Raw genomic sequence first — 22,849 nt, forward strand, 5'->3', positions numbered from 1 at the left:
AAGCAGAGTGTCGGCTGACCGGATTGGTTTTATAAAAAAGAGACATTAATGATAAATATTAACATCTAAAATTCTTCCAAAATACCCGTTTTAAATTTCAAGTTTTCCTAGAAATGAATTCTTGCTCGAAAAATTCGATGATGACATGGCGGACCATACGATAGAACTGGAATATAAGTTTTAAATTTCTCTGAGTAGCGAAATCAGTAGCAGTCATAAGGCTAACATTGTATTCACTAAAGCGAAATTTACCTGAATGAAAATGTGCAGACCTTACACTTCCGTAAAAAAAATCACAAATCTTTTTATCATAATCTTTTGTTTTTCCAGAATATTCTTCCATGGCTTTTGAAAAAGACATTTTTTTACCTATAGAGCAATTGTATTGAGAAATTATTTCAACACAACAAACAAGATATGAGGCAAATGCCGTGGCTTCATATCGGAAATTAGTAAGAGCTAAATTATATATACGAGCGCAAGATAGAAAACATTCATTTAAATCGTTTTTTACCGACAACATAGAAAAATATTCCTTGATATCTTTTGGTATATTTATTTCTGTATTTTTAATATGAACATCTCTACTAAGCTTATCACTATAATTTATATTGCGTTCATCCGGCATTGGAACGCATCTATCAAAAAATAATTTCTCTAAAAAGTCTCGTTCACCAATAGTAAAATGCAGGGTATCTGGATTCGTAGAAAAATATTCTCTTAGTTCATCTGGAATATCATCTGGCAATTCTGGATCAGGCAAAAAACTTCGATCAATTGTCAAGGAAACATTCCCTTGATTTCGTTCTCCAGACACAAAAGCCTCTCCGCTCTGCATACCATTTAAATTATCTAATACACAAATATCCAATTCTTCATCATAATAACCCAAGTCAGATCTAATATTAACAATGCCACCAAGTTCACCTCGGTCAACCAAATTCGATAAATTTATGAGGGAAAATCGTGATTCTTCATTAATCATTTCAAAGTTTATATCCAAAAACACAGAAAGTAACGCGCAAATATTTTTAGATAAATTATACGATATAGATCTTGCTTGATCTATATTTATAGCATTTACTTTTATATCAAATTGTAAGATATTTTCAGATAAAGGGACAGGAGAAGGTGGAGAAACAACCGCTGTCATAATAACATTGTCAAAATAATTAAAAAATAATGAAGCATTAATAGATTTTGAATTATAGTATTTTATATAATTCCTTACAAAATAAGTTTTTAATTTAAGTTTTGCTTCATATACCAGAGAGTTATTTAATAAGTCATCAATATATTTATCTAGATTGATTTCATTTACATCATCAATTAGGGAGTCTATTTTTACTTTTTCTATTGTATTGTTGTTGAAATAAATTAGCAATCTAAATCTGCATTTATTAATTGTATATATATAATCATCAATGTTTACACACAATAAGTGTTTTTTATTATCATTTTCTGTGGATAGAAGCCCATCGCAAGATATACTTTTCAAATATTCTCCAATTAAATCAATCTCCCCTTGCTTCAATGACACTTGAATATCTCGCGTATAGCTTTTCAACATATCCTCCTGAATGCTATCTATCACACTTATTGACGGTAGCCGATTGCTACATCCGTTGATCTTGAATTGGAAAATGCTTCATAAAAGCCTGTTTGGAAAGTGGCTGAAGTGTGATTCAAGCTCTGGATGTGGACGCCAGAGCAGAGAGGCCGCATGGCCAGGATTACCCGCAAGACGAAGCGTTATCCGTCTGACATGACGGAGGAGGAATGGGAGCGCATCGCGCCGTTGATGCCCGAACCGGGGCGTCCGCGCGAGATCGAATTTCGCGAGGTGATCAACGCGGTGCGTTATCTGGTTCGATCCGGCTGCGGCTGGCGGATGCTGCCGATCCATTTCGGGCATTGATTGGCGTACCGTCTATGGTTGGTTCAGGGAATTGGCCTGGCGGTTCCTGTTCCAGACCATTCATGATGTGGAACTGATGCTTGACTGGGAGCGGTCGGACCGCGAAGCCAGCCCATCGCCCGGGGAGATCGACAGCCAGAGCATCAAGGCGCCGCACGCGAAAACAAGAGGTTACGACGCTGGAAAGAAGATTGTCGGGCGCAAGCGGCATATCGCCGTGGATACGGACGGACGCCTGCTGATGGTCAACCTGACGCCGGCGGACATCTCCAACAGCGCCGGAGCGCAGATGATCCTGGATGCGATCCGCAAGCGCTGGCCGTGAGTCAAGCATCTATTCGTGGACGGTGCCTATGACCGGCTGCAGTTGATGGACAAGGCTGCTTACCTGGACTTCGTCATCGAGGTGACCCGTCGCAGGGACGGAGCGAAAGGCTTTGAGGTTCTCCCCCGGCGCTGGGTCGTGGAGCGAACCTTAGGCTCTAAGGCGCATCGACCACAGAGTTAAACAAGTTAGTAATGATGGCTTCAGCTCAAACTTGGATGCCATTTTTCCCGAACAGAAAGTGCGGCCTAGCGTATTTCTGGAGAAGTTCATGCCCATGCTCGACAAACGTCGTCGAAAAGAACATTTCGAATACACGTACCTCGAAGCTCTTGGGTGGGTATTGCTCCATAAAATGGCCGTCGATACCAGAAAATGAATTTGTGATCTCGACCATCATCGCGCGAGTATAAACTAGTAACTCCCATAATTTGACATATTACGGATGAAACTTCTCGTTAGCGACGATTTTCTTGAACGGTCCATACTGAAGTCTTTCTGTCTTTGCGAAATACAATACGAAGGATCGTTATCCTATTTTCTTGGTCTACCGAACTAACTCTGATGATCGAACCATTCTAGAAAAGAAACCTTCAATCAACTTTATGCTGATAAAATGGGGTTTCGTCGTTTCGTCACTGCTCCTGTCCTCGCGTCCTTCGCTCTTAAAATGGCAATATGATTTGCGAGTGTTCGTAACTCGGCACTCTCCATCTTATCACCGAGTTTGACGACATACTGATACCAATCACGTATAAAAGCTTTCTTTGGAGACTCAAGTAAAGTCTCTACCAATTCAGCTAATAGTCGATGTACTTCCAGCCATCCCATAATTCTTACGATGTCAATTGCCCCAATCATAGCAGTCAACTCTGAATTCACTGCATCATTGTTACGGTTAAGTGCGATAACCCACTGTCCATGAGCAAGTTTGTTTCGAAGGACGCTTGGATCGAAGACATGGGAGTCGACCAATTCTTCAAGTTTTTTTCGTGCATTAGGCCTGAAATTTCCTCGACTAGCATCAAGGTGCCGAATTCCTAATTCAATAGCTTTCTTCCAACCGGAAACAATATTGTTTCGTTTGGACGCTATCACCTGCTCGAGTTCATCCAACTCAAGGCCGTGCGGCGTATGGACGACCTTTAGGAAATTTGCCTCAGCCCAAGTGCAGAACATAAGAGCATAAATTTTTGTTAGGTGTTCCACCTGCGTGGTATTATTGGAACGCAATGATGCGTTAATTAGGCGATTGATCTGCCTCAAAGCTATTTGCAAAGAGCGAACATTTTTAACTTGAGCTTGATAAATTGCTAGTTTTTTTACGTTGTCCATCAATCATCCCGGGCTCTCGAAAATTGGCGAACGCACCAACTTTCGACAGCCCGGAATCGAACCGGGACTTCTGACTAAAGTCAGCGCCTCTACCATATTGAGGCTACAGCCGCTGGAGTTTGATAGATAAAAAGCAAGCGGCGGTCAAGCTGTAGACATTCTGGCACCTAGCAGCTGTGTTTAAACGGCGGACCTAATGCGCCAAGGTAGTCCGATTTTGAGGACAGCATTGAGGGGGAACTGAATGTCGGTTATTGAGAAGGGATAACCCAAGGCAGCCATTCGTAGCGCCCACGTTCATGACGTCTACTGGTCACCGTGCACCGTTCGGCAGGCAAAGTGTGAACGGCAACTTGTGCCGAGGCCAGCCACTTTCTGAAGTAATCCACATGGACATTACCGCGTAATCGGCCCACAGAAACCAGCCGTCGAACCGTGCCGATGGTATCCGGGAACAGGTCTAGCTGCCCAGTGCCTCCGGAATGAAGCCAACCCGATCGCCTGGTCCGGCCTCGTTTCCCGCAAACCACTCATAGTGAATGGCGGCCGCCACGTTGGCTGGCGGCTCTTTGTTCTCAACGACTATGAGTTGCATGTCTTTAGCAATTTTGGTGAGCGACTCCCAGAAAGCTGTCTCGACGCCGGAGCTTATTTGTATGTCAGTATTTTCCGCCCTCCTCGCGCCGTGCCGCTTATAGCTGGTCAATGGCTTGTCGATGACTACGAACCCGGGGTGGGGTAGACTGTGCCTCTGACAATAGCGAGCCAACGCGATCACGAAAGCTGAATACAATACAGCTCGGAAGCCCGCGCCGTGAGATTGTCGAGGCTGCCCATCGACCTTGATGTCGAAACTTTTCTCATCAAACTCTACGCGGCCTTCACCTTCCCATTTCCATTCTTTGAGAATGGCTTCGACTTCCTTACAGAATGCCACCAAGGAGGTTCCCGGCAAACTTTCCCACTGTTTCTTGACTTTGCCCTTAGCGGTGTTGCTTTGTTCGATTTCTGCTTTTAGCGCGCGCAAGGTTTCGACCTGCTCGCTCGTATTGCGGGCAGATTCCAACTCCAATCGACGCGCGTTGAGACGACGAAGCTGCGCGGTGCTATTCGCAGCAGCAGGTTGCAAAAAGCTGGCTAGCTGGCGTTCGGCCCCCTGATACGCGACTAGCGCCTTCACCATTTCCGCGTCTCGCGCTTCACGCCGCTGTTCCAAGCTGCCAATGGCGTCTTCAAGGTCAGCCCGTTGAGCAAGTATTTTCGCCGCCTCCGCTCTGGCGGCCGCATAGACATCTGCGCTGGCCTGCGCAGCCTTATGGGTATGCTCGTCGTCCATATTCTGGCCGCAGAGCGGACAGGAGACGGTTTGCAAGCCATCGAAATAATGAACGCCTTCTGCGACGAAGTCCAAGCGACTCAAATCCGACGTATAATGCTCGCTGAGGAGGTGGTATCGCGTCAGCAATTGATCAATCGCTAAGATTTGAGTTTGGGCTTTGGTTCTCACATCGCTTGCGGTGTCGCGCTCATTCAGTAAAGTCGTGCGTTCCGTTTCGATGACGGAAAGCTCGTCGGAAACCCGGGCGATTGTTTCATCGATTTTCTCGATTGAGTCTTCTGCCTGATCAGCCGGCGTGGCTCGTAGCTGTTGCTCCAGCGGCGCCAATAGGTCATCGATCAGCGCAACCTGGGCATTCAAACGAGCCGTGATGATCGCTTTTTTTTCACTGGCGACGACGCTGGAATCGTCCTTGCCAGAGAGCATGTAGGCGAACATGCGCTTCCGCGCCGTTTCATCAAATCCTCCACGCCCAAGAACGGGTGACTGCTCTTCGATCACGGAAACTTCGTCGACGATTATCGTCGGCATGAAAGTGCGGATGGTGAGCCGCTGCACCTTTCCATCGTTATCTTTGCGGAGCATGGCATCCTTGATGTCCGCGAAAGAAAATAGAACCGATGTTACGTCATCAGCCTTGCTTGTGCCGTGCCGCCGGAACGCGATCGCTTGCCCATCTCCATCGATGGTGTCGATCTGGGAACGATGCGCTTTGAGATCGCCCCCCGAAAGGCTGCGGACCAAGGTAAGATAGTCGCCTGCCGTACTTTGAAATTCGACTTTCAGTTCGTTATAGGATTCGGCTTGTGGGATGCGCTTTTTCAGCTCCTCGGCCCCGAAAATGTAGTCGAGGCAGTGAAGCAGATAGCTTTTCCCGGTGTCGGATTCGCCAGCGACGACGTTCGGGCCGGGACCGAACTTGACCGAAGCATCTTCGACATTTGGACCGCTGAGGCGTATTTCCCTAATCTGAAGCATTATAGTTCCAGCTCCTTGATCGCTGTCAGACGATCAAATTCCGCACCCCAGCGGCCAACGTTTTCGGTCATGTAACTTTCAAGCATCTCATCCGTGTAAGTAGCAAAGCGTGAAACTACCCAAGCTGCCCGTGCGCGCAGCGACGATGCATAAGTGGATACGAGCAATTTTAGAAACGCGCCTGTGAGCGCAGTGGCGCGATAGTAAATGCCAGTAGGTTCAAATTTCTTCTCTAAAAGTTCCTTCGCGAACATGGCGTCGAGACCCGCCCTTACGAGTTCGCGTTTCACCAGAAGCTCTCCTCCTCTGAACGGGACAGCGGGGTGAAGGCTCGCTGGACCGCCCTCGACGTCGCCGGAGTGGACGAGAAGATAGTCGTAGGACACCAGACGCTGAAGATCGAATGCTTCGCCCTTGGCTTCATCAAGCGCGAAGAGCAGCCGTAACCCCGACTCTATCGGAGTGTTGAAGGGGCGCGCCTGTTGATGTGGCAAGCTCACTTGTTGCACCACCGAACCTGCCCTTCGTTTGCCATCTGATGACACATACCTTCTCGGTCGTTCGGAAGAACGTGAGGCTCGAGCGCGTGTTTGCTGAGCTGTATGTTCTGAGACGCCTTAACAGTTTGGATTAGCCGCGGATAGCCGTCAGGCTCACTAGCGTGCCAGTGGTATAGACCGTCGTGAAACTCCTGCAGGAGGGTATCAAAGAACGCAATGTCGGCCATCTGATCCCGTGCTAACTCCTTGAGTCCTTCGGCGTGATAGAAGGTCAGGCGCGATCGATCGAACAATCGGCGGTGCTTGTCCGAATGCAGGAAATCGCTCAAGTTGGTCACAGTGTGGCCAATATCAGCTGAAATTACTTCCATGAGCTGCGCGACATATTCGTTTTCGCCTGGTTCAACCTCGGATGGCGGCTCGGGTGGCTTCGGGCGCTCGATCAGCGGCGCGCCGAATATAGTCAGATGATATTTTGTCTGGGCGTGCTCGCTCAGAAGGCTCAGCGGCTGCTTCGCACGAAAAGCTGTGAAAGGGACACGTTCGATGTAGGCTTTGAGTTCGGTCGTCAGCTCAACGGGATTTTTACGAATTTTGCTCCGGCAATGCTCGCCCCACTTGTCGATTATAAACTTCCGGAGATCTTCGGGCTTATCCAACAGGTCTTGAAATGGAGACGTTACCCCTTTGTGAGTTACGAAGTGATACTCTTCTGGGAAAGTGTAATCACCGCGGTGGCTGTAAAATAGCACTTTGCCGATTTCAGCTGCCGCTGTCCCAGCCCCTAGCGCAGAGCTGTAGTGCTTGCACTGATAGAGCGTCCATTTGCGGGTTGGAACGGTGTTTGGATCATGCCAAGCAATAACATCGCGGCCTTTGTCGCCTGCGCCACCCCGTTGCTGAACCTCGACGATTTCCGGCCTTTTCACCGCCAGATAATCAGATGCCCATTCTAGGGTGAAGCGCTCGAACTCAGCAGCGCTGAAATTTGCAAGCCGATCAAGCGGCGATATTGGCAACCCGACGCCCAGACCAAGCAAACGGGCGTTCGCACCCGGCCACGGGGTGGGTCGGTGCAAAGCATCTATTTGGCTCGCTGTCTGGTCACTTCTGCTTTTTGTCACGTGGCCCCCGGCCAATTAATGCCTCTGTTATTCACTTTTGACCAGAGGTTCAGTTTCCGTTGGGCTCGGGCAAGTCGGGTCCACACAGGATACCATCTCCTGACCAAGCCTGCGGTTCACAGGCATCACTTGGCAACAGCACAAATGTCCTAAGCTCGCTCTATAGCGGTTCATATGGCAATGTCGGCTTTCAGGAAACTGTCACACCCGCCTGAGTGTAGCCCAAGTTGCAGTCACCGAAGAGCGGCTGTGTTCGGTTCTCTACGGGGGCGAGGAAGAGGATATCCGTCGCCGGGATTTCAAGCTGACCGCCAGTCTTTACGTCCATGTCCTGCGACCGCTGTGCTGGGCAGGACTGCTCAACGAGCACCGAACAGGCGCCGGCTTCAGCAGACGGGATTTCTATACCAAAACGCCCTTATGGCCCGCCGCCCTCAAACTCGAGACGGATCGACACCTGCACCCGGCGACCCATCACTGACTCCAACCGGTCACCAACCCGGGTGCGCGTTACAACGCGCTGTGCCCGGATACAGTCTCGTCCAATACAAAAGGCGGCTCCCGGAGACCGGAAGCCACCCATGATATTCATCGACAGATCTCACTCGGCTGCGACCGCATCATGACTATCGGTCATGCGCGCCGCCCCTTCGTCCCTTTCAGTTCGCTCCGGCGCATGCGCCGTCCGCAGGGCCTCCGGTAGCCAGCCGGTTCCCTCAAGCAGCCTTTCGGCCGCCTGCGCCATGTCGTTCTTTTTCAGATGTGCGATACGCTCGGCTGCCTCAGTTCCCCGCGCCTCGCGTACGGCTTCGAGAATACGGGCCTTGGTGACGCGGCCCAGATAGTTCTCCACCGTCGGTTGCCAGCCCGCTTCGACCAGATCAAGCGTAAGCGCAGTGGCGAGGCGGTCGGCTCGCGCCAGCCGTTCCCTGACGCTGCGTGCCAGGGACGGGCCATGGGACGATTCATGCAACGCGTTGATCCCGAAAGACAGGCAATGCGCCAGCAGGGCCAAGCGGCTGGTGTCATCCAGTCCATCGGTCCAGCGCCAAAGGGCGTCTTCGTCCTCCGGCAGATCGTGCTTCCAGCCTTCGTTGCGCTGGCGCAGCGCATGAGCCGGCAGGCTGCCCGGCATGTCGGGAGAATGAACCGGAAGGGAAATTTCCCGGACATAGGCCTCAAGGCAGTCCGCGCCCGGCGTCTGCCAGTAGATATCGCGCATCCGGCATGGGCGGTGTGGGCGGAAGAGGGTGGTTGCTCCAGTCATCCGGACAGCCGTCCTTGGGACGTGTAGGCTTCGGCGGCGGCAGAATGCGTTCCTGAAAGCGCACATCCTCGAAATAACGGGCCTTCTTCGCGCGGATCGGGTAGAGGCCGGAGACCATGACAATCTCATCGGACGGAGAAAGCTGCATGATCTCGCCCGCCGTCAGGAGCGGACGCGCGGTCTCCGAGCGCGAAACCATCAGATGGCCGAGCCAGGGAGACAGCCTGTGCCCGGCATAATTCTTCATCGCCTTCATCTCGGTGGCGGTGCCGAGCGCATCCGACACACGTTTCGCCGTCCGTTCGTCATTGGTGGCGAAACTCACCCGGACATGACAGTTGTCGAGGATCGAATTGTTCGGCCCGTAGGCCCGCTCGATCTGGTTGAGAGACTGGGCGATCAGGAAGCTCTTGATCCGGTAGCCCGCCATGAAGGCCAGCGCCGATTCAAAGAAATCCAGCCGCCCGAGTGCCGGGAATTCATCGAGCATAAGCAGGAGCCGTCGGCGCTGTGCCGCAGCCTCCAGATCTTCCGTCAGCCGACGGCCGATCTGGTTCAGCACCAGGCGGATCAGCGGCTTGGTCCGGCTGATATCCGAGGGCGGCACGGTCAGGTAAAGCGTCACCGGGCGGTCCCCACCAACGATGTCGGCAATGCGCCATTCGCAGCGCCGCGTCACTTCCGCCACCACCGGATCACGGTACAGGCCAAGGAAGGACATGGCGGTGGACAGCACGCCCGAGCGTTCATTGGGCGATTTGTTCAGCAGCTCCCGCGCGGCCGATGCCACAACAGGATGTGGCCCCTTCTCCCCAAGATGGTATGTCCGCATCATCACCGACAGCGTGGTGGCGATCGGGCGCTTCGGGTCTGACAGGAAATTGGCGACACCGGCCAGCGTCTTGTCCGGCTCGGCATAGAGGACATGCAGAATGGCGCCGACCAACAGGGAGTGCGAGGTCTTCTCCCAGTGGTTGCGTTTCTCCAGACTGCCCTCCGGGTCCACGAGGATGTCGGCGACGTTCTGGGCATCCCGGACTTCCCATTCTCCACGCCGGATCTCCAGCAGCGGGTTATAGGCAGCGGAGGTCGCATTGGTTGGATCGAACAGCACGACGCGCCCGAAACAGGCGCGAAATCCCGCCGTCAGCTCCCAGTTCTCACCCTTGATGTCATGGACGATGGCTGAGCCGGGCCAGGTCAGAAGCGTGGGGATGACCATGCCAACGCCCTTGCCGCTGCGCGTTGGTGCGAAAGTCAGGACGTGCTCAGGCCCGTCATGGCGCAGATAGGTTTTGCGATAACGACCCAGCACCACCCCGTCCGGGTCGAGCAGGCCGGCTTTCGCAATTTCTTCCAGCTCTGCCCAGCGCGCCGATCCATAGGTCTCGATCTTCCTGGCCTCACGGGCGCGATGGACGGACAGCGCCACGGCGGCGGCAAAGGCCAGCACACCGCCTGAGCCTGCGATCCACGCCCCACGCGCGAAGACGTTCGGGGCATAGGCGTCGAAGACATACCACCACCAGAAGAACAGCGGTGGCGCATACACCGGCCAGCGATGAAACAGCACGAACCAGGGCCGCCCCAGTTCAGGCTGAAAGGCCAGTTCCCATGCCGTCCACTGGGTCGCCGCCCACCAGGACAGGACAATCAGGGACAGGACCAGCGCGATCTGGCCCCAGAGAATTTGTGTTCCTGGCTGTTGCATTGCTCCCTCCGATAATTCGGAGAAACAGCGGACAGCCTTCATTTCAGGGGATGCAAGCGCCTTATCGCCCCGATCGCACCTGGTCGGTCAGGAGCGAAAAAATACTTGCATGGTGTGGTAGACCACCCACATGATCTGGTTATGCGCATGGCATGCGTATGAGGAGTCGAAACATGGTCGCCACTTTCACCCGTACCACGCATTACGACCGGACAGCCCCCCGACGGCCGGTCAATCTGTCGCTCAATGCCGATCTGCTGGCCCAGGTTCGTCAGGTCACGCCAAACCTCTCTGCAACGGTCGAGACTCTGCTGGGTGATTATCTCCATGCCGCACGTGAAAAACGCGAAGACGAGCAACGGCAACTGGATAGCGTGATCGACGCGGTGAATGCACTGCATACGCGACACGGCTTCCTGAGCGACGAATTCTCAACACTCTGAACCGATGCCGCAATTCGCCATCTACCGGAACCCAGGCCGCAATCGGGACATTCCCTTTGTCGTGCAAATCCAGAGCAGCCGACTGGAGCGAAGCGCGGGCCGCGTAGTCATCCCGCTGGTACGGCGATCCGCCGGTAAGCCACCAGACCATCCACTGACACCGCATCTTCTCGTCGAAGGCGAGAACGTTTTCGCCAATCCGCTCGATCTGGCGACCGTTCCCGTCGAGCGGCTTGGCACAGTTTTGGGCATTCTACCTGAACGGGAACAGGATGCGATTATCCGCGCGCTGGACGAACTGGCCAGTCGAGCATGATCGACATTGAGTATTCTTAGTCTCCTCCTATCGAGAGATTGATTAAAATTCACAAAAATAACGAATTGAATACAGCAATTTATGGGATTGATTACATGTTTATAGTTGATGCCTGCTTTATTAGAGGAACAAAATGGAGAACACTCGACATTATTTCAAAAAAAGAAAATATAGGGGTGTCGCCTATTACCGCAATGGAATTGGCAAGTCATATTTGTGATTCCTTCGAAGAATCATCTTATCAACGTTCGAAAGTAAATTTTCTGAAGTGTAAGCTGTTCAAAATTCTTGATGACCCATTCTGGTCATTAGCGAAACGACGCATTATAACCGCACATAATTCGCGTCAGCATGAATCGGAAATGGTTAGCCGCCTTCTCCCGCTTGTAGAAAATTCTAACCGTCTGGAAGATCTTTTTGAAAAGTATATAGAATTCCCAGACGGATACAGAGCTAAATGTAATATAATGGAATACTCATCTTCTGTTCTCTCTGAAGAAGAAGATATATTTCGAAAGACCATTTCACGAATTTGGGCCAAGGCTCCCTTGAATCCACTTTCCAATGGAGAACATACATTACATGCGGATCAATTTTCTCAAGCAATAATAAATGCTACAAAAGACAATAAATGTTATAAAAAGGACAAGCTTGCGTATATTTTTAGCATATCCATGTATTTTGGGTACATAATGGACAGAATGATCGTCTATGCAAACAAACGACCGCGAGGAATAGGCGAATTTAATTACGACTTGATAGATACGAATGACTGCGAAGATGCCTTTCTGTGTCTTAATTTAGATCTTAATTCGAATAATATAATTGTAACTAATGACAGTGGGACAATAGATGCAATTAATAATACGGTTGAACGAATTTCTCGCTCGTCGTTGCTGCCTAGGGCAGTGAAATTCGTCATCAGAAAAAGAAAATATGTTATGAGCCATGATGAATTTCTAGATAAATTTCACCTTGATGATTTGTGATTGTAAAATACGCACAATTAATGTCACTTAGATATAAATCTGATCAATATCCAAAACCACTTGTTGGTTTGAAGTTTAGTGTTATGCGAAACATTGATAACGTCTTCTTCGTCGGTATTGCCGTTCTCAAGCTTTGAAAACCTTTCGCGGCTTGACGGACAAACGATTTACAGTCCCAAGCCCCGATTATGGGTAAAACTCCAGTCGATCCCGCCATCGTCACGCGCGACACCGGAGACGTATCTGCCCTGCTGCTTCTCCAGCGAGGGCGTCCAGGGCACAAGCTGGAACTGGAGCCCGTCGTCGATCATCGCATAGCGACCCGAAGCCAGCACCATGCGCTGACGGTAGGTGCCCGTGACATACTCGCCCGATGCCGACTGGCTGAATGTCCGGCCTGTCTCGCTGGCCAGCCGCTCTCCGACCTCGTGAACCTCCCGGTCCCTGAGTTTACCGATCAGATTGCGTGCAAGGACTATCCCCTGTGCGCGGCGCTCGGCGAGCCCGTGCTCGATCAGTTGTTCCGCTCGCTGCTCCATCGCGTCACGTACTTCGGCGCCAAAACCCGCCTGGCCCAATGCGACAGGATCACGCGCCACCGCCTGCCGGTCGAGCCAGGTGGCCCCGCGCGCCGTTACCTGATTCTCGATCGACAGATCAGAGCGCACGGCCAGCGCCACACGACGTTGCCCCTTCCTGTCATCGAAGGCGCGCAATTCGACCACCGAACCCATACTGCCATCGCCGGTCGCATCGAGATCGGGAAAGCGGATATGATGCGTGCGACCGTCCACGCCGTCGATGACGGCATAGGCAGTGCCTTTCAGTTCGTCATCCAGCCCACGATCGACCAGCCTGCCGATCACCGGCACGTCGAGGCTCTCGCCCGCCAGCACATAGCTCGACGTGCTCCGCTCAATGCCGCGCTCGGCCAGGGAGCGGTGAATGCGTTTGATGATATCACCGCGCTCACCGAGTTCACGCAACGTCGCCTCGGCGGACTCATCGAGCGTCCATTGCCCCGGCCCGACCTGATGGGCGAGACCGAGCCCTTCCAGCCGGCGCAGGCGTCCAACCTTCAGGGCCTCGAACGGATCAGGCTGCTCACCGGGCGAAGGTGCCGTGTCGATGACGCCATCGCGCCCCGCATCGCGCTGGATCTGCCGGTCAAGCTGGGTCCAGTATTCGGCATCGATCTGGCGTTCAAGCGCACGATGGATTTCGACGTCATTGCGCAGCCCGAGTTCCTGCGTCACCATATCCTGGGCGCGGGCGCGTAGACCGTCTTTGATGTAATCGCGGGAGATCACGAGGTCGCTGCCATCCTCGGCTACGCCGCGCACGAGGATATGGACGTGGGGGTGCCGGGTGTTCCAGTGATCCACCCCCACCCAGTCCAGTTTCGTGCCCAGGTCTTTTTCCATCTGCCCGACCAGTTCGCGGGCATAGCCCTTGAGGTCGGCCATATCGGGCGCGTCCTCGGGCGAAACGATGAAACGGAAATGGTGACGGTCGTCCTCGCAGCGTTCGGCGAACGCCTTCGGGTCGGCATCGTCGATGCCGGGACCAAACAGCCGCGCCTTTTCACCATCCTTCGTGACCCCCTCCCGGCGCAGGTAACGCAGATGGGCGGCGAGCGGCGCCTTGCGCCCGCTATGGCGGACGACACGGGCCTTGACGGTGACACGGCGGGCACGACTGGTCAGCAGACGATTGGCCCTGGCTGCCGCGACACGGCCACGCCCAAAGGACGAACGGGAACCGCCGCCGTTGCGGCCCGATCGGAAGCCACCGCCACCGGCACGCTGGGCCGAGGCGAGGGCCTGGGCCACGAAAGGCCTGAGCCGTTGGGCACGCGGCGAGCGGATGCGGCCCAGACGGGGCCGGAAGTCATTCTCGCGCGCCATCACTGCCTCCAATGTGCGAAAAAGCCCGATGCAACAAGGAAATTCGCGGTCGGCAAACATTGCTGGAAAGGGCAGAACATTGCCGGAAGGAAGAAAAAACACAGAAAAACCAACACCCCAACCGAGGCGCAATGTGCGCCCTTTTATCTCGCCTCTCATTCCCCCTTCCCCAGAGCGCCCATACTCCCTTGGAGCAGCGTTGAAAAAACAGGTGAACACAGCGGGAAGGAGCGGAAACAGACAGATTTATTTTCCGCGTAAAAAATCCAGATAACCGCCACTAACCCGGTTCCGGGCATCGAAAAGCAGGCGTTCCGCATGGCGACGCGCCGCCGTGTTGCGCCATTCCACCGCCGGTAAAGCCGCCTGCCATGAACGATTGACGGCAAGGGCGATGTCGCGGGAAAGGCATCCCGCAGCGCCAGCGTGCGCCAGGCCGTCAGTTCGGTGAGAAGCCGGTCAGGCAGTGGTTTGATCCCGTCTTCTTCCTCGGGCTCAACGTCGGGAGCAGTAGTATCGCCCTCCCTGCCCCCGTCGCCGCCATCATCAGCAATATGTTCATCCCGCCCATAATACGCAGCATGATCGTATCCATCGGCACCGCCGGCATCATCGGTCTCTTCGGGCTCGGTCGGCATGTCCTCGGGCAGCACGAAGCCCCGCTCCACCTGCAATGCGCCATCGCTGGCGAGGCTGACGAAAGCCCCTGCCCGCGCAACGTCAGCCGGATCGAACGCCAGTGGCCGTTCTTGCAGGGCAAGAATCGCCTGTTCGATCTCGCCCAGCCGTGCATCGACCTCGTCAGGGTATTCATCGGCCTGAGCGTATTCGGCTTCTATGGTTTCCTGCTCGGCACGCAGAGCTTCGAGACGGGTGGTTTCCTCGTCGGACAAAGGCACTTCCGTGCCATCAATTTCCGCGAACTGCCGTGTGTGACCCCACGGGAACGACAGGGCCGTCTCGACCCATTTCCACCCCTCGGCGCGGATATCCTCAGCAGCAGTGTGCAGCTTTTCCATGACCAGCCGGTCCAGAATAGCCGGATCCTGCAGCCAGCCGCCATCATCAGCCTCGAACAGGTCGCGCATAATAGGACCACCCGCCGCGAGATAGGCGTCCAGCCCAACAAAGCGGGCGCGCGCATCCGACGCCCGGACGGTCTTTTCCGTCAGCATGCGGCGGATGACGTAGGGTTCACGGTTATGGCTCTGGGCCACGATCTCCCAGACCTGTTCCTGTCGGGCATGATCATCGCTGATGGAAAACGCCATCAACTGTTCCAGCCGCATCCCATCCTGTTCGTAGATCTCAAGCAGGCTGTCGGACACGGTCATCAGTCGCAGGCGCTGTTTGACCACGGAGGGCGCCACAAAGAACGCGGCGGCGATTTCATCTTCGGACATGCCCTTTTTCAGCATGTCACGAAAGGCGCGAAACTGGTCCAGCGGGTGCAGGGCCAGCCGCTGGACGTTCTCGGCTAGAGAATCATCCTCGGCAAGAATGGCCGATCCGGCCTCGCGCACCACGCAGGGCACGGGGGCCGTCTTCGCCAGTTTCTTCTGCTTCACCAGCAGTTCGAGCGCGCGAAAGCGCCGTCCGCCGGCTGGGACTTCATAAGTGCCGGTCTCGGCCCCTTCGCCATCAAGCACGGGACGGACATTCAGGCTTTGCAGCAGTCCGCGGCGCTCGATGTCGCGGGCGAGTTCCTCAATCGACAGGCCGGACTTCACGCGCCGCACGTTGGACTGCGACAGCACCAGCCGGTTGAACGGGATGTCGCGGGACGAACTCAGGCTGATTTTGGGAATAGCGGTCGCCATGGCGAAAAACTCCATGACGGGCGGACAGGAGACTCTCCCCTACCCTCTCAACCCGTCACGAAAATTCGCGCAGCCCTCTGCCTCTGACGGCTACACCGAGACAACCCCACCCCCGCTTTTCCGGCAGAAAATGTCGGCAATGGGGGGTAAACGGAAAGTCGGCTTTGTGTCGGAAGATCGGTAAAATCGGACATTTATATGGACGACCCTTGCGAAGGCTTTTGACCCCATTCTGGTCGTTCAAATAGCTCATGAGACTTTCTGAAAGCAGACATTTGCTCATAAAACAGCCAAGCACCAGCCAATTGATTCAGTGTAAGTGTTCAAATCCCACCTGGTCCTCCGCGAGATCGCGCCTAGGTCACGTCCGCCTGGTTCGCAAGCCTGTGGTTGGCCAGCATCGCGACGACACGCTGTTCCGTCCAGATTGGTCTGGAATGGCAATCGGACAGATCGAAGGTACCGACCAGAAAGGTCACGTCGATCCGGCCGGCGCGCAGGTGCATGATTGCTTCGCACGCCGCTCCTTCCGTCACGTCGATACCGATGTCGGGATCCTCTTTGCGGTGCCTCGTCAACAAATTGTCGAAAAAGCTGCCAGCGATCAGGCCATGGACGCCGATGAGCAGGTGGCCGCGCTCCCTCAATGCGGCCATGTTGGCGGTTTTCACGGTGTGGTCGAACTGGTCAACGCTCGCCGTGATCTGTTGCACGAAACGCTTGTCGGCTTCCGTAAGCCGGACGTCGCGATTATTCCGCTCGAAGGGGAGGATGCCAAGCTCCTCCTCCAGCGTCCTTATTCGTGCGTTTACGCTTGACTGGCTGATGCCGAGCGCATGCGCCGCATGGTGGAAGTTCAGATTTCGGCGACGCATCTGGAGACCATACCACGTTGGCTGAGCCGACCTTCAGCAACTGAGACAACAACGCCTCCAATCCAAGGCAGCGCTGCCGAGCAGTCTCCGACGATCCGGTGCTTCAAGCCCATCGGCATGAGCAAGATTTCCGCACTATCGCACATTGCCAGTCTCCCTATCCTTGATGTTCACCAAGGTATCAGGAACAGTGCTCTTCAATTAGACGGTAGGTTACGCATGTTGTTATGATTGCCGCTCATCAATTGACGTAGCAGCGGATGCCGTGCTGCCTCCAGATGCGATCATGATGAGGACAATGGCGCCCCATTGAAGAGGTGTCAGAATCTCACCAAGAACGAATAGCCCCGCGGTGGCCGCAACGGCAGGCGCGGTGGAAAACAAAATACCGAGAACATGGGCCGGCACCCTGCGCATGGCCTCCATTTCAAGTGTATAAGGTAACGCGCTCGACAATATCGCAACGATGAGACCGACGCCCAGCACCCACGGGCTCAACAGCACCGGACCTGCTGTAATGATGCCCATAGGCAAGTTTATCAGAGCAGCAGTTACCATTCCCCAAGCTACGGCGTCGTTGCCGAGTATGGTCGAAACCCGCTTGCCATAGAGGATGTAGAGAGCCCAACACGCAGCCGCTCCGAACGCGAATGCAAGACCGAGAGAGTCCAGAGCAGTTTCCGAACGAACCGGCAGCAGCAGCACGAGGCCAGCAACCGCAGCAGCCAACCAAATGAGATCCCGGCGCGATCGCGCCCCGAGTAAGACGACCGCAAGCGGCCCCAACACTTCGATGCCGACCGCCACGCCGATCGGAAGCCGTGCAAATGCCTGATAGATGAGAAGGTTCATAAGTCCGAGCATCGCGCCATACCCGATCAGCGCCGGAAGCAGCTTGCGCCGGGGCAATCGACGCCAAGGACGAAACAACATGAGCAGCAGCAATGCCGCAAGCGCAGTGCGTAGTGCGGTCACACCATAAGCACCAACGATCGGGAAAAGCTGCTTGGCAAAAGCCGCACCGACATTCTGGGAGATCAGCGAGGCAATGACCGCCCCGCTGCCAACCAGCATACCGGTCGAAACGGAACGCGATTGATTAATGTATGTCATCAAGCGATTAATAGTTGTTTTCTAGCGAGGCGTGCGCCGAATTTTGTGCGCCTATGCGAGACAATCACTCACGGAGAGCTTGATGGGCAGGACGATAAATCGCGATCGGGGTGTTCTAGATGATTTCGACTACGCCATTCTCGATGTGCTCAAGCGCGACAATCGCACTCCTCAGCGCACAATCGCGGAACAGGTAAACCTGTCCCCGGCCGCGGTGCAGCGTCGGATTGCGGCCATGGAGGCGAACGGTACGATCATCGCTAATGTCGCGGTCGTCTCGCCGGACGTCGATGGAAGAAAGGTCGCGATCGTCGTGGAAGTCCATTTGCTCAATGATCGGTCGGAGTTGGTGGAGGCCGCCAAGGCGTTGTTCCGGCGCCAAGACGAGATCCGCCAATGCTACTATGTGGCCGGAAATGGCGGTTTCATAATGATTGTCGAAGTGCCCGACATGCGCCGCTACGAGGCGCTTGCACGCGACCTGTTCGCAGACAATGATTCTGTTTCCACATACCGGACCTTGGTGGTGCTAGATCAGGTCAAGGCTCCCTATGTGCCGATGAATGGTGAGTCTGCTTGATCTTCAAGCAATCTTTCCGGCGGGATTACCACGGTGCAGATCAGTCGTTCAGCCTGGAAGGAAAGCTGCGGCCATAGCCGCTGCACCTGCGTCAGAATGAAGAGTTCCTGCCGTCGGGAAGCGGCTGGGTGTTGCCGTGTGGCCGGTCTAGCCGGAGCAGTTGCAGCATGTCGTTCTCGTCAAGTTCGAAATCCCACACAGCCAGGTTCTCCGGCAGGCGAGTGGCCGTAGCCGTCTTCGGCAAGGGAACCAGCCCTTGTTTACGGTGCCAGCGAAGGACGATCTGCGCAGGCGGGCGATCATGCGTGGTGGCAATCGACAGCACGACGCGGATATTGTCCGTTGAAAAATCTGCTTCGTCCATTTTAAGAATTTGGGTAGTGCATCATGCAACTTTCTCGAATGGCTCTCTTGACGCTGCCGATATCTTTGTAGCCATCATCAATGGCAAGTAAAATTTATAATGGTCATGTCTGCTATATGGAAGGCAATTTGACCAACTGTATGACCGAGATGAGGCGATTGCCGCCTGTCTGCTCCTGCATCACTGAGCGGACAGGCAGATTAGGGGGAAACCGGAATGTCGGCTGTTGAGAAGGAAACATCAAAAAGCTGACATTTGCATGCAAGACGTTCGGAGGGGCCAATAGTCCGAAGCTGTCGAATTCGCTGAGCTTGAATGTCAGGCAGCGCCGACAGTGAGAGTGGCAAATAGTAGTTATTACGAAATGGAAAAGGAAAAGTCTGAATCAATTTTATTTAGAGCAGTTCTTAAATCCAGATAAAATCATACTTCCGCGGCTGCGTGCCTGCTTGAACCTGTCGGCGGCAATCCGACGTTTCGGGTCTAGGTGACGACCTGGTGGGATCAGGACTAATAACAGTTGAGGAACACACTGCCTATTTTGATTTTTTGTCTTGTGCAAGATCAAACATTGCTGAGGTTGAGGGGACACCAAGTATCATCGCCTTTATCCCATCGTTGGCCTTCCCGAGTTGCCGGACGATCGCACCGTGGTAGCCCGAGACCTGTTTTGAAATGTATTCGTCGAGGTGTTCGAAGGGTTGACGTTGGTTGCAGAAGGCGAAGGATTTTTGCCATCCGTAAATTCGCTTACTTAGGGAGTCTAGGGTAGCACTCTGCGAATGCTTGGAATTCAGAGTGGTGCCTTTTGTGAGCGCTTCTTTGATCGCGGCCTTCGAAGTTGCGAGCGTCTCTCGAACGACTTCCTTCATATTGTCGAGAGATTTATTACTAGGAACGCATCGCTTCGGCTGAATAGTGCAGCCAAGGAAATTGATGGACTTGCTGCACTCTCCTTGCGCTGCTTTGTCAGGACCGTCTGCTGGCGTGTAGAGGCCGAAACCAAAGTCTGTCAGGGTTGTCTCGGTGTAAGCTTTGGCGGCGTCGATGACTGCTATGTTAGCACCGACCATGAGAATGTCGTCGATGTATCTAACCGCCGTTACGCCCATGGTATTCAGCTTCTGGTCCATGTCGTACAGCAACACGTTCCCCGCAAAGGCCGAAAGAGAGGACCCTTGAGCAACGCCGATACCGCCTTTCGGAAATAGGTGCGTGTAACCAACAAGCTCATCTTCATTTCCCAAGTGGACCTCAAGTGCCTTGGCGAACAGCTCAACGAATGTGTTGTCGTTGGTTTCATGCCGAACAAAGTCAATCACTTTGTTTGTCGGAATTTTGGTGAAGAAGGACCGAATGTCGGACTGGAAGTAGAATTTCGCGCCGCCATCAATCGCGGTCCTGATTGTCTCGATGGCGGGGCGAACGCCGCCATGAGGGTAGATCAATCCTCCAACGCCATATTTGGATCGGTTGACGTCGTTGATGCGGCCCAGTCTGTCGTCACAAACGGTCTCATATCGTGTATCTGGATCGCGTAAGTCACGTGCGTGCCTTGGCTGTAGAACCTGTAGGATTGCCCGCTGAACGACACGGTTCTGGATAGTAGATATTGCGATAGGCCGTGGGTCTTTACCTGCTGCAAGGCGCTTGCGCTTGTCTTTCAAGACGCCTTCGACAGGATCGAAAGAGAATTTGCCTGTGCGCAGTTGATTGATGATGCGCCTAAGGTGGCGCTGGTGAGCATGCTCGAACTCCGAGGCTTTGCCGCGAATATCGGCGTTACCGGAGATCAGAGCGCTACGCTTGACGTGACGCCACGCTGAGAAAATGTTTTGTTCGCTTCTGACTTCTTCAAATAATGTTTTCACCATGTTCTTCGTTCGGGTCCTCCGCTCATACAATCCCGACCGTTGACGGACACCCATCCTCTGCGCACGGCATGGCCGCGACGACAGACACCTCAGCAGCAACAGCCACCTTGGCGAGGTCTCCCTGGCGCACGATCCGCATGGATAGGTCCAGCTTCACGTCATACGTCATGGAAACCATGGACACTGCGGCGAGCGCGAGCAGAATTCCGCGCACACCGGTAGACCAGCTCAGGCCAGCTGGTTTTTCGGGGCAAGTTCACACATTTCTCCGCCTTCCACCTTAGCAGGTTTTTAGCAATGTCAAGCTCGTTACGCCCCGGCCACGCCCGCCGCTTCGAATGCTTATCTGCTGTTTGGAGGCCGTCCGTAGACGGAGTATTCACAGCTTCAAAGCCTACGGTCAGGCCTAGCCCATCCTCTGCGCACGGCATGGCCGCGACGACAGACACCTCAGCAGCAACAGCCACCTTGGCGAGGTCTCCCTGGCGCACGATCCGCATGGATAGGTCCAGCTTCACGTCATACGTCATGGAAACCATGGACATGGTTAATTTAATGGTGAGCCGATCTTGCTACTTCAAGGGAAGCCGAAAAAAATACTTTGAGGATTTCAAAATGGCTAAATGAAGATTTTTGTCTCTGGTATAATTAGATGAGTGCATCGGGTTGCGACCGGACCCTCGGTAAGGAGCTGTGCAAAGGTAGCTCTCTGCGAAGCGAGACTAATCCCAATTGCCGGAGCGAGCATCCACTTCCGGCTGATAATCTGTGAATGATTCGTGTCCGCTATCCGAAAAGCTAGCACAGATCCCACATGTCCGACCTGAGGCGAATTCAGACCGTCTTGATTTCTATCTTTTATACCAGTCAATCAACGTTTAGCCTCTGATGCGGAGGTCGGGGCCATCAAGCCGGTGTGGAACCGTCGTGGAGGCAGTGCAGTATGACTTTGGTGAACGGCTCCGAGAGTGACGGAGACTAACCAACTGTAGGCGAAGCATCGAGATTGGTTATTTCCCGCCAAATTTCGTTCCGCCAAACAATGTCCGTTTCAACCGAACGCTGATTTTTGTCGTAGTTTGTTTGGACGATGGCTCTGTCCCAAACGCGGTCTATCGCGGCTCACCTGACAATGGCAGCTTTCTGTCCGCTACGATGACTACTTTGATGTCTGACTTGTAGGCGACGGCCGTTATTGATGGGTTAAAGATCGTAAGTCAGACGGAATGCGTCTTTGTAGCTCTCGATTTTCGCTCTAACGGGTGCATTAAAATGTACGCCCGTGACATATCGATTATTGCGGGAAAGTTCGGTTAAAATCATACGGCGTGTCTTTGCGGCCAAGCCGGGATTGTGATCAAAAGCAAAAGTGACGTCAGGCCGCGCTACCTGAATATGGGGGAAATGCAGGACATCGCCCCAGATCAGGAGAGAGTCGTCTTCACTTTCCAAAAGATAGCCGGAATGACCTGGCGTATGCCCTGGTAAATGGACGGCTGTGATCCCGGGGAGCAGAACATCTCTGTCCTCGAAAGGTGTTATCTGCTGCTGGTAACCATCAAGGACATTGCGAGCAACGTCGAACAGGCGCTGATGTGCAACAGGTGCAGCATCGCGTATCTCTTCGTTTCGCCAAAAATTCAGCTCTGCCTGATGAAGGAAAAACTTTTCAACGTTGCGGAAATGTTTTGTAGCAAAAGGCCCCGCCAGACCGCCGACATGATCGCTGTGTCCATGTGTAAGAAGGATCGTGTCAATCTGCAGGGGGTCATAACCTGCGGCGATCAGCGCAGGAATCAACCGGCCACCCCATCCGTTGAGGTTTCCAGCACCACCATCGATAAGAATGGTCCGCGCACCGGCCTCAATAACAAATGCATTGATGTTCATGTGCGATGAAGGTGAAGTGTCTGCCGCGCTCAGCAGCGACAACGCCTCATCTTGATCAATCCCATCAAGAAGGTCGAGCGAGGCGTCCAGAGAGCCGTCACTCAGAACCGTTACGGCGAACTCTCCGACACGGTAACGGCTGATTTCAGGTGCCTGAAACATTCGTTCTGATGACATGAGC

The 22,849-nt window shown here is 53.7% G+C and carries 17 protein-coding genes, 1 tRNA gene and 4 pseudogenes; 6 read left to right on the top strand and 16 right to left on the bottom strand.

Annotated features, from left to right (window positions below):
• Positions 1–97: 97 nt before the first annotated feature.
• Positions 98–1,570, bottom strand: coding sequence for a hypothetical protein (locus IFJ82_RS14450; protein ID WP_192265004.1), 1,473 nt, complete (start codon positions 1,568–1,570; stop codon positions 98–100).
• A gap of 126 nt (positions 1,571–1,696) precedes the next feature.
• Here IFJ82_RS14450 and IFJ82_RS14455 point away from each other — a divergent pair.
• Positions 1,697–2,399 (top strand): annotated as a pseudogene (locus tag IFJ82_RS14455) (IS5 family transposase); the annotation flags it as partial.
• Between the two features lie 447 nt (positions 2,400–2,846).
• Here the strand turns inward: IFJ82_RS14455 and IFJ82_RS14460 are convergent.
• The 5 genes from IFJ82_RS14460 to IFJ82_RS14480 form a co-directional block, all read right to left on the bottom strand.
• The gene (locus IFJ82_RS14460) at positions 2,847–3,578 is read right to left on the bottom strand and encodes a hypothetical protein (protein WP_192265006.1); all 732 of its coding nucleotides are present in this window, start codon (positions 3,576–3,578) and stop codon (positions 2,847–2,849) included.
• Between the two features lie 41 nt (positions 3,579–3,619).
• Positions 3,620–3,690 (bottom strand) — tRNA-OTHER (locus tag IFJ82_RS14465).
• A gap of 348 nt (positions 3,691–4,038) precedes the next feature.
• Positions 4,039–5,895 (bottom strand): hypothetical protein, encoded by a 1,857-nt coding sequence (locus tag IFJ82_RS14470; RefSeq protein ID WP_192265008.1) that lies wholly within the window; start codon positions 5,893–5,895, stop codon positions 4,039–4,041.
• Positions 5,895–6,404 carry an ABC-three component system middle component 2 gene (locus IFJ82_RS14475; RefSeq protein WP_192265009.1) on the bottom strand — a complete coding sequence of 170 codons (510 nt, stop codon included), beginning with the start codon at positions 6,402–6,404 and terminating at the stop codon, positions 5,895–5,897. Before IFJ82_RS14475 ends, IFJ82_RS14470 begins: the two co-directional genes overlap by 1 nt.
• On the bottom strand, positions 6,392–7,519 hold the full coding sequence (locus tag IFJ82_RS14480; RefSeq protein ID WP_192265011.1) for an ABC-three component system protein: 1,128 nt from the start codon (positions 7,517–7,519) through the stop codon (positions 6,392–6,394). The genes IFJ82_RS14475 and IFJ82_RS14480 overlap by 13 nt, the downstream gene beginning before the upstream one ends.
• Positions 7,520–7,739: 220 nt before the next feature.
• On the opposite strand from IFJ82_RS14480, the pseudogene IFJ82_RS15955 reads away from it, so the two are divergent.
• Positions 7,740–8,000: pseudogene (locus IFJ82_RS15955) on the top strand (hypothetical protein); the annotation flags it as partial.
• Between the two features lie 120 nt (positions 8,001–8,120).
• On the opposite strand, the pseudogene IFJ82_RS14485 reads toward IFJ82_RS15955, so the two are convergent.
• Positions 8,121–8,741: pseudogene (locus IFJ82_RS14485) on the bottom strand (chromosome partitioning protein ParB); the annotation flags it as partial.
• Positions 8,698–10,497: a conjugal transfer protein TraG gene (locus tag IFJ82_RS14490; RefSeq protein ID WP_225578696.1), complete on the bottom strand. Its 1,800-nt coding sequence runs from the start codon at positions 10,495–10,497 to the stop codon at positions 8,698–8,700. The pseudogene IFJ82_RS14485 and the gene IFJ82_RS14490, both read right to left, overlap by 44 nt.
• 158 nt (positions 10,498–10,655) lie before the next feature.
• On the opposite strand from IFJ82_RS14490, the gene IFJ82_RS14495 reads away from it, so the two are divergent.
• The 3 genes from IFJ82_RS14495 to IFJ82_RS14505 all read left to right on the top strand — a co-directional run bounded on the left by IFJ82_RS14495 (position 10,656) and on the right by IFJ82_RS14505 (position 12,245).
• Positions 10,656–10,940: a type II toxin-antitoxin system CcdA family antitoxin gene (locus IFJ82_RS14495; protein WP_225578697.1), complete on the top strand. Its 285-nt coding sequence runs from the start codon at positions 10,656–10,658 to the stop codon at positions 10,938–10,940.
• 4 nt (positions 10,941–10,944) lie between these two features.
• Complete coding sequence (locus IFJ82_RS14500) at positions 10,945–11,256, top strand: CcdB family protein (RefSeq protein ID WP_192265013.1); 312 nt, start codon at positions 10,945–10,947, stop codon at positions 11,254–11,256.
• Positions 11,257–11,351: 95 nt separating this feature from the next.
• The gene (locus IFJ82_RS14505; RefSeq protein WP_192265015.1) at positions 11,352–12,245 is read left to right on the top strand and encodes an HMG-box domain-containing protein; all 894 of its coding nucleotides are present in this window, start codon (positions 11,352–11,354) and stop codon (positions 12,243–12,245) included.
• 167 nt (positions 12,246–12,412) lie between these two features.
• Here IFJ82_RS14505 and IFJ82_RS14510 read toward each other — a convergent pair whose 3' ends face one another.
• The 4 genes and pseudogenes from IFJ82_RS14510 to IFJ82_RS14525 form a co-directional block, all read right to left on the bottom strand.
• Positions 12,413–14,152, bottom strand: coding sequence for a relaxase/mobilization nuclease domain-containing protein (locus tag IFJ82_RS14510; protein WP_192266583.1), 1,740 nt, complete (start codon positions 14,150–14,152; stop codon positions 12,413–12,415).
• A gap of 338 nt (positions 14,153–14,490) precedes the next feature.
• A pseudogene (locus tag IFJ82_RS14515) lies at positions 14,491–15,972 on the bottom strand (ParB/RepB/Spo0J family partition protein); the annotation flags it as partial.
• 356 nt (positions 15,973–16,328) lie between these two features.
• Positions 16,329–16,847, bottom strand: coding sequence for a LysR family transcriptional regulator (locus IFJ82_RS14520; protein ID WP_192265017.1), 519 nt, complete (start codon positions 16,845–16,847; stop codon positions 16,329–16,331).
• Between the two features lie 225 nt (positions 16,848–17,072).
• A complete protein-coding gene (locus IFJ82_RS14525; protein WP_192265020.1) occupies positions 17,073–17,960 on the bottom strand; it encodes an EamA family transporter in 888 nt (295 codons plus the stop codon).
• Between the two features lie 82 nt (positions 17,961–18,042).
• On the opposite strand from IFJ82_RS14525, the gene IFJ82_RS14530 reads away from it, so the two are divergent.
• Complete coding sequence (locus tag IFJ82_RS14530) at positions 18,043–18,540, top strand: Lrp/AsnC family transcriptional regulator (protein WP_192265024.1); 498 nt, start codon at positions 18,043–18,045, stop codon at positions 18,538–18,540.
• A 91-nt stretch (positions 18,541–18,631) separates the two neighbouring features.
• Here the strand turns inward: IFJ82_RS14530 and IFJ82_RS14535 are convergent, their stop codons facing one another.
• The 4 genes from IFJ82_RS14535 to IFJ82_RS14550 form a co-directional block, all read right to left on the bottom strand.
• The gene (locus IFJ82_RS14535) at positions 18,632–18,904 is read right to left on the bottom strand and encodes an aldo/keto reductase (protein WP_192265036.1); all 273 of its coding nucleotides are present in this window, start codon (positions 18,902–18,904) and stop codon (positions 18,632–18,634) included.
• A 536-nt stretch (positions 18,905–19,440) separates the two neighbouring features.
• Complete coding sequence (locus IFJ82_RS14540; protein ID WP_225578698.1) at positions 19,441–20,778, bottom strand: reverse transcriptase domain-containing protein; 1,338 nt, start codon at positions 20,776–20,778, stop codon at positions 19,441–19,443.
• Between the two features lie 22 nt (positions 20,779–20,800).
• Entirely contained in the window at positions 20,801–20,956 is a 156-nt protein-coding gene (locus IFJ82_RS14545; RefSeq protein WP_192265038.1) for a hypothetical protein, read from the bottom strand.
• Between the two features lie 1,025 nt (positions 20,957–21,981).
• Positions 21,982–22,845, bottom strand: coding sequence for an MBL fold metallo-hydrolase (locus IFJ82_RS14550; RefSeq protein ID WP_225578699.1), 864 nt, complete (start codon positions 22,843–22,845; stop codon positions 21,982–21,984).
• Between the last annotated feature and the right edge of the window lie 4 nt (positions 22,846–22,849).

It is taken from the genome of Novacetimonas hansenii (genome assembly GCF_014843995.1).
Taxonomy (GTDB): Bacteria; Pseudomonadota; Alphaproteobacteria; order Acetobacterales; family Acetobacteraceae; genus Novacetimonas; species Novacetimonas hansenii.

Bases quoted from the DNA above. Each gene is read 5' to 3' on its own strand.
- IFJ82_RS14450 (WP_192265004.1), bottom strand. From the start codon at position 1,570: ATGTTGAAAAGCTATACGCGAGATATTCAAGTGTCATTGAAGCAAGGG.
- IFJ82_RS14460 (WP_192265006.1), bottom strand. From the start codon at position 3,578: ATGGACAACGTAAAAAAACTAGCAATTTATCAAGCTCAAGTTAAAAAT.
- IFJ82_RS14470 (WP_192265008.1), bottom strand. From the start codon at position 5,895: ATGCTTCAGATTAGGGAAATACGCCTCAGCGGTCCAAATGTCGAAGAT.
- IFJ82_RS14490 (WP_225578696.1), bottom strand. From the start codon at position 10,497: ATGCAACAGCCAGGAACACAAATTCTCTGGGGCCAGATCGCGCTGGTC.
- IFJ82_RS14495 (WP_225578697.1), top strand. From the start codon at position 10,656: ATGAGGAGTCGAAACATGGTCGCCACTTTCACCCGTACCACGCATTAC.
- IFJ82_RS14500 (WP_192265013.1), top strand. From the start codon at position 10,945: ATGCCGCAATTCGCCATCTACCGGAACCCAGGCCGCAATCGGGACATT.
- IFJ82_RS14505 (WP_192265015.1), top strand. From the start codon at position 11,352: ATGTTTATAGTTGATGCCTGCTTTATTAGAGGAACAAAATGGAGAACA.
- IFJ82_RS14510 (WP_192266583.1), bottom strand. From the start codon at position 14,152: ATGGCGCGCGAGAATGACTTCCGGCCCCGTCTGGGCCGCATCCGCTCG.
- IFJ82_RS14520 (WP_192265017.1), bottom strand. From the start codon at position 16,847: ATGCGTCGCCGAAATCTGAACTTCCACCATGCGGCGCATGCGCTCGGC.
- IFJ82_RS14525 (WP_192265020.1), bottom strand. From the start codon at position 17,960: ATGACATACATTAATCAATCGCGTTCCGTTTCGACCGGTATGCTGGTT.
- IFJ82_RS14530 (WP_192265024.1), top strand. From the start codon at position 18,043: ATGGGCAGGACGATAAATCGCGATCGGGGTGTTCTAGATGATTTCGAC.
- IFJ82_RS14535 (WP_192265036.1), bottom strand. From the start codon at position 18,904: ATGGACGAAGCAGATTTTTCAACGGACAATATCCGCGTCGTGCTGTCG.
- IFJ82_RS14540 (WP_225578698.1), bottom strand. From the start codon at position 20,778: ATGGTGAAAACATTATTTGAAGAAGTCAGAAGCGAACAAAACATTTTC.
- IFJ82_RS14545 (WP_192265038.1), bottom strand. From the start codon at position 20,956: ATGGTTTCCATGACGTATGACGTGAAGCTGGACCTATCCATGCGGATC.
- IFJ82_RS14550 (WP_225578699.1), bottom strand. From the start codon at position 22,845: ATGTCATCAGAACGAATGTTTCAGGCACCTGAAATCAGCCGTTACCGT.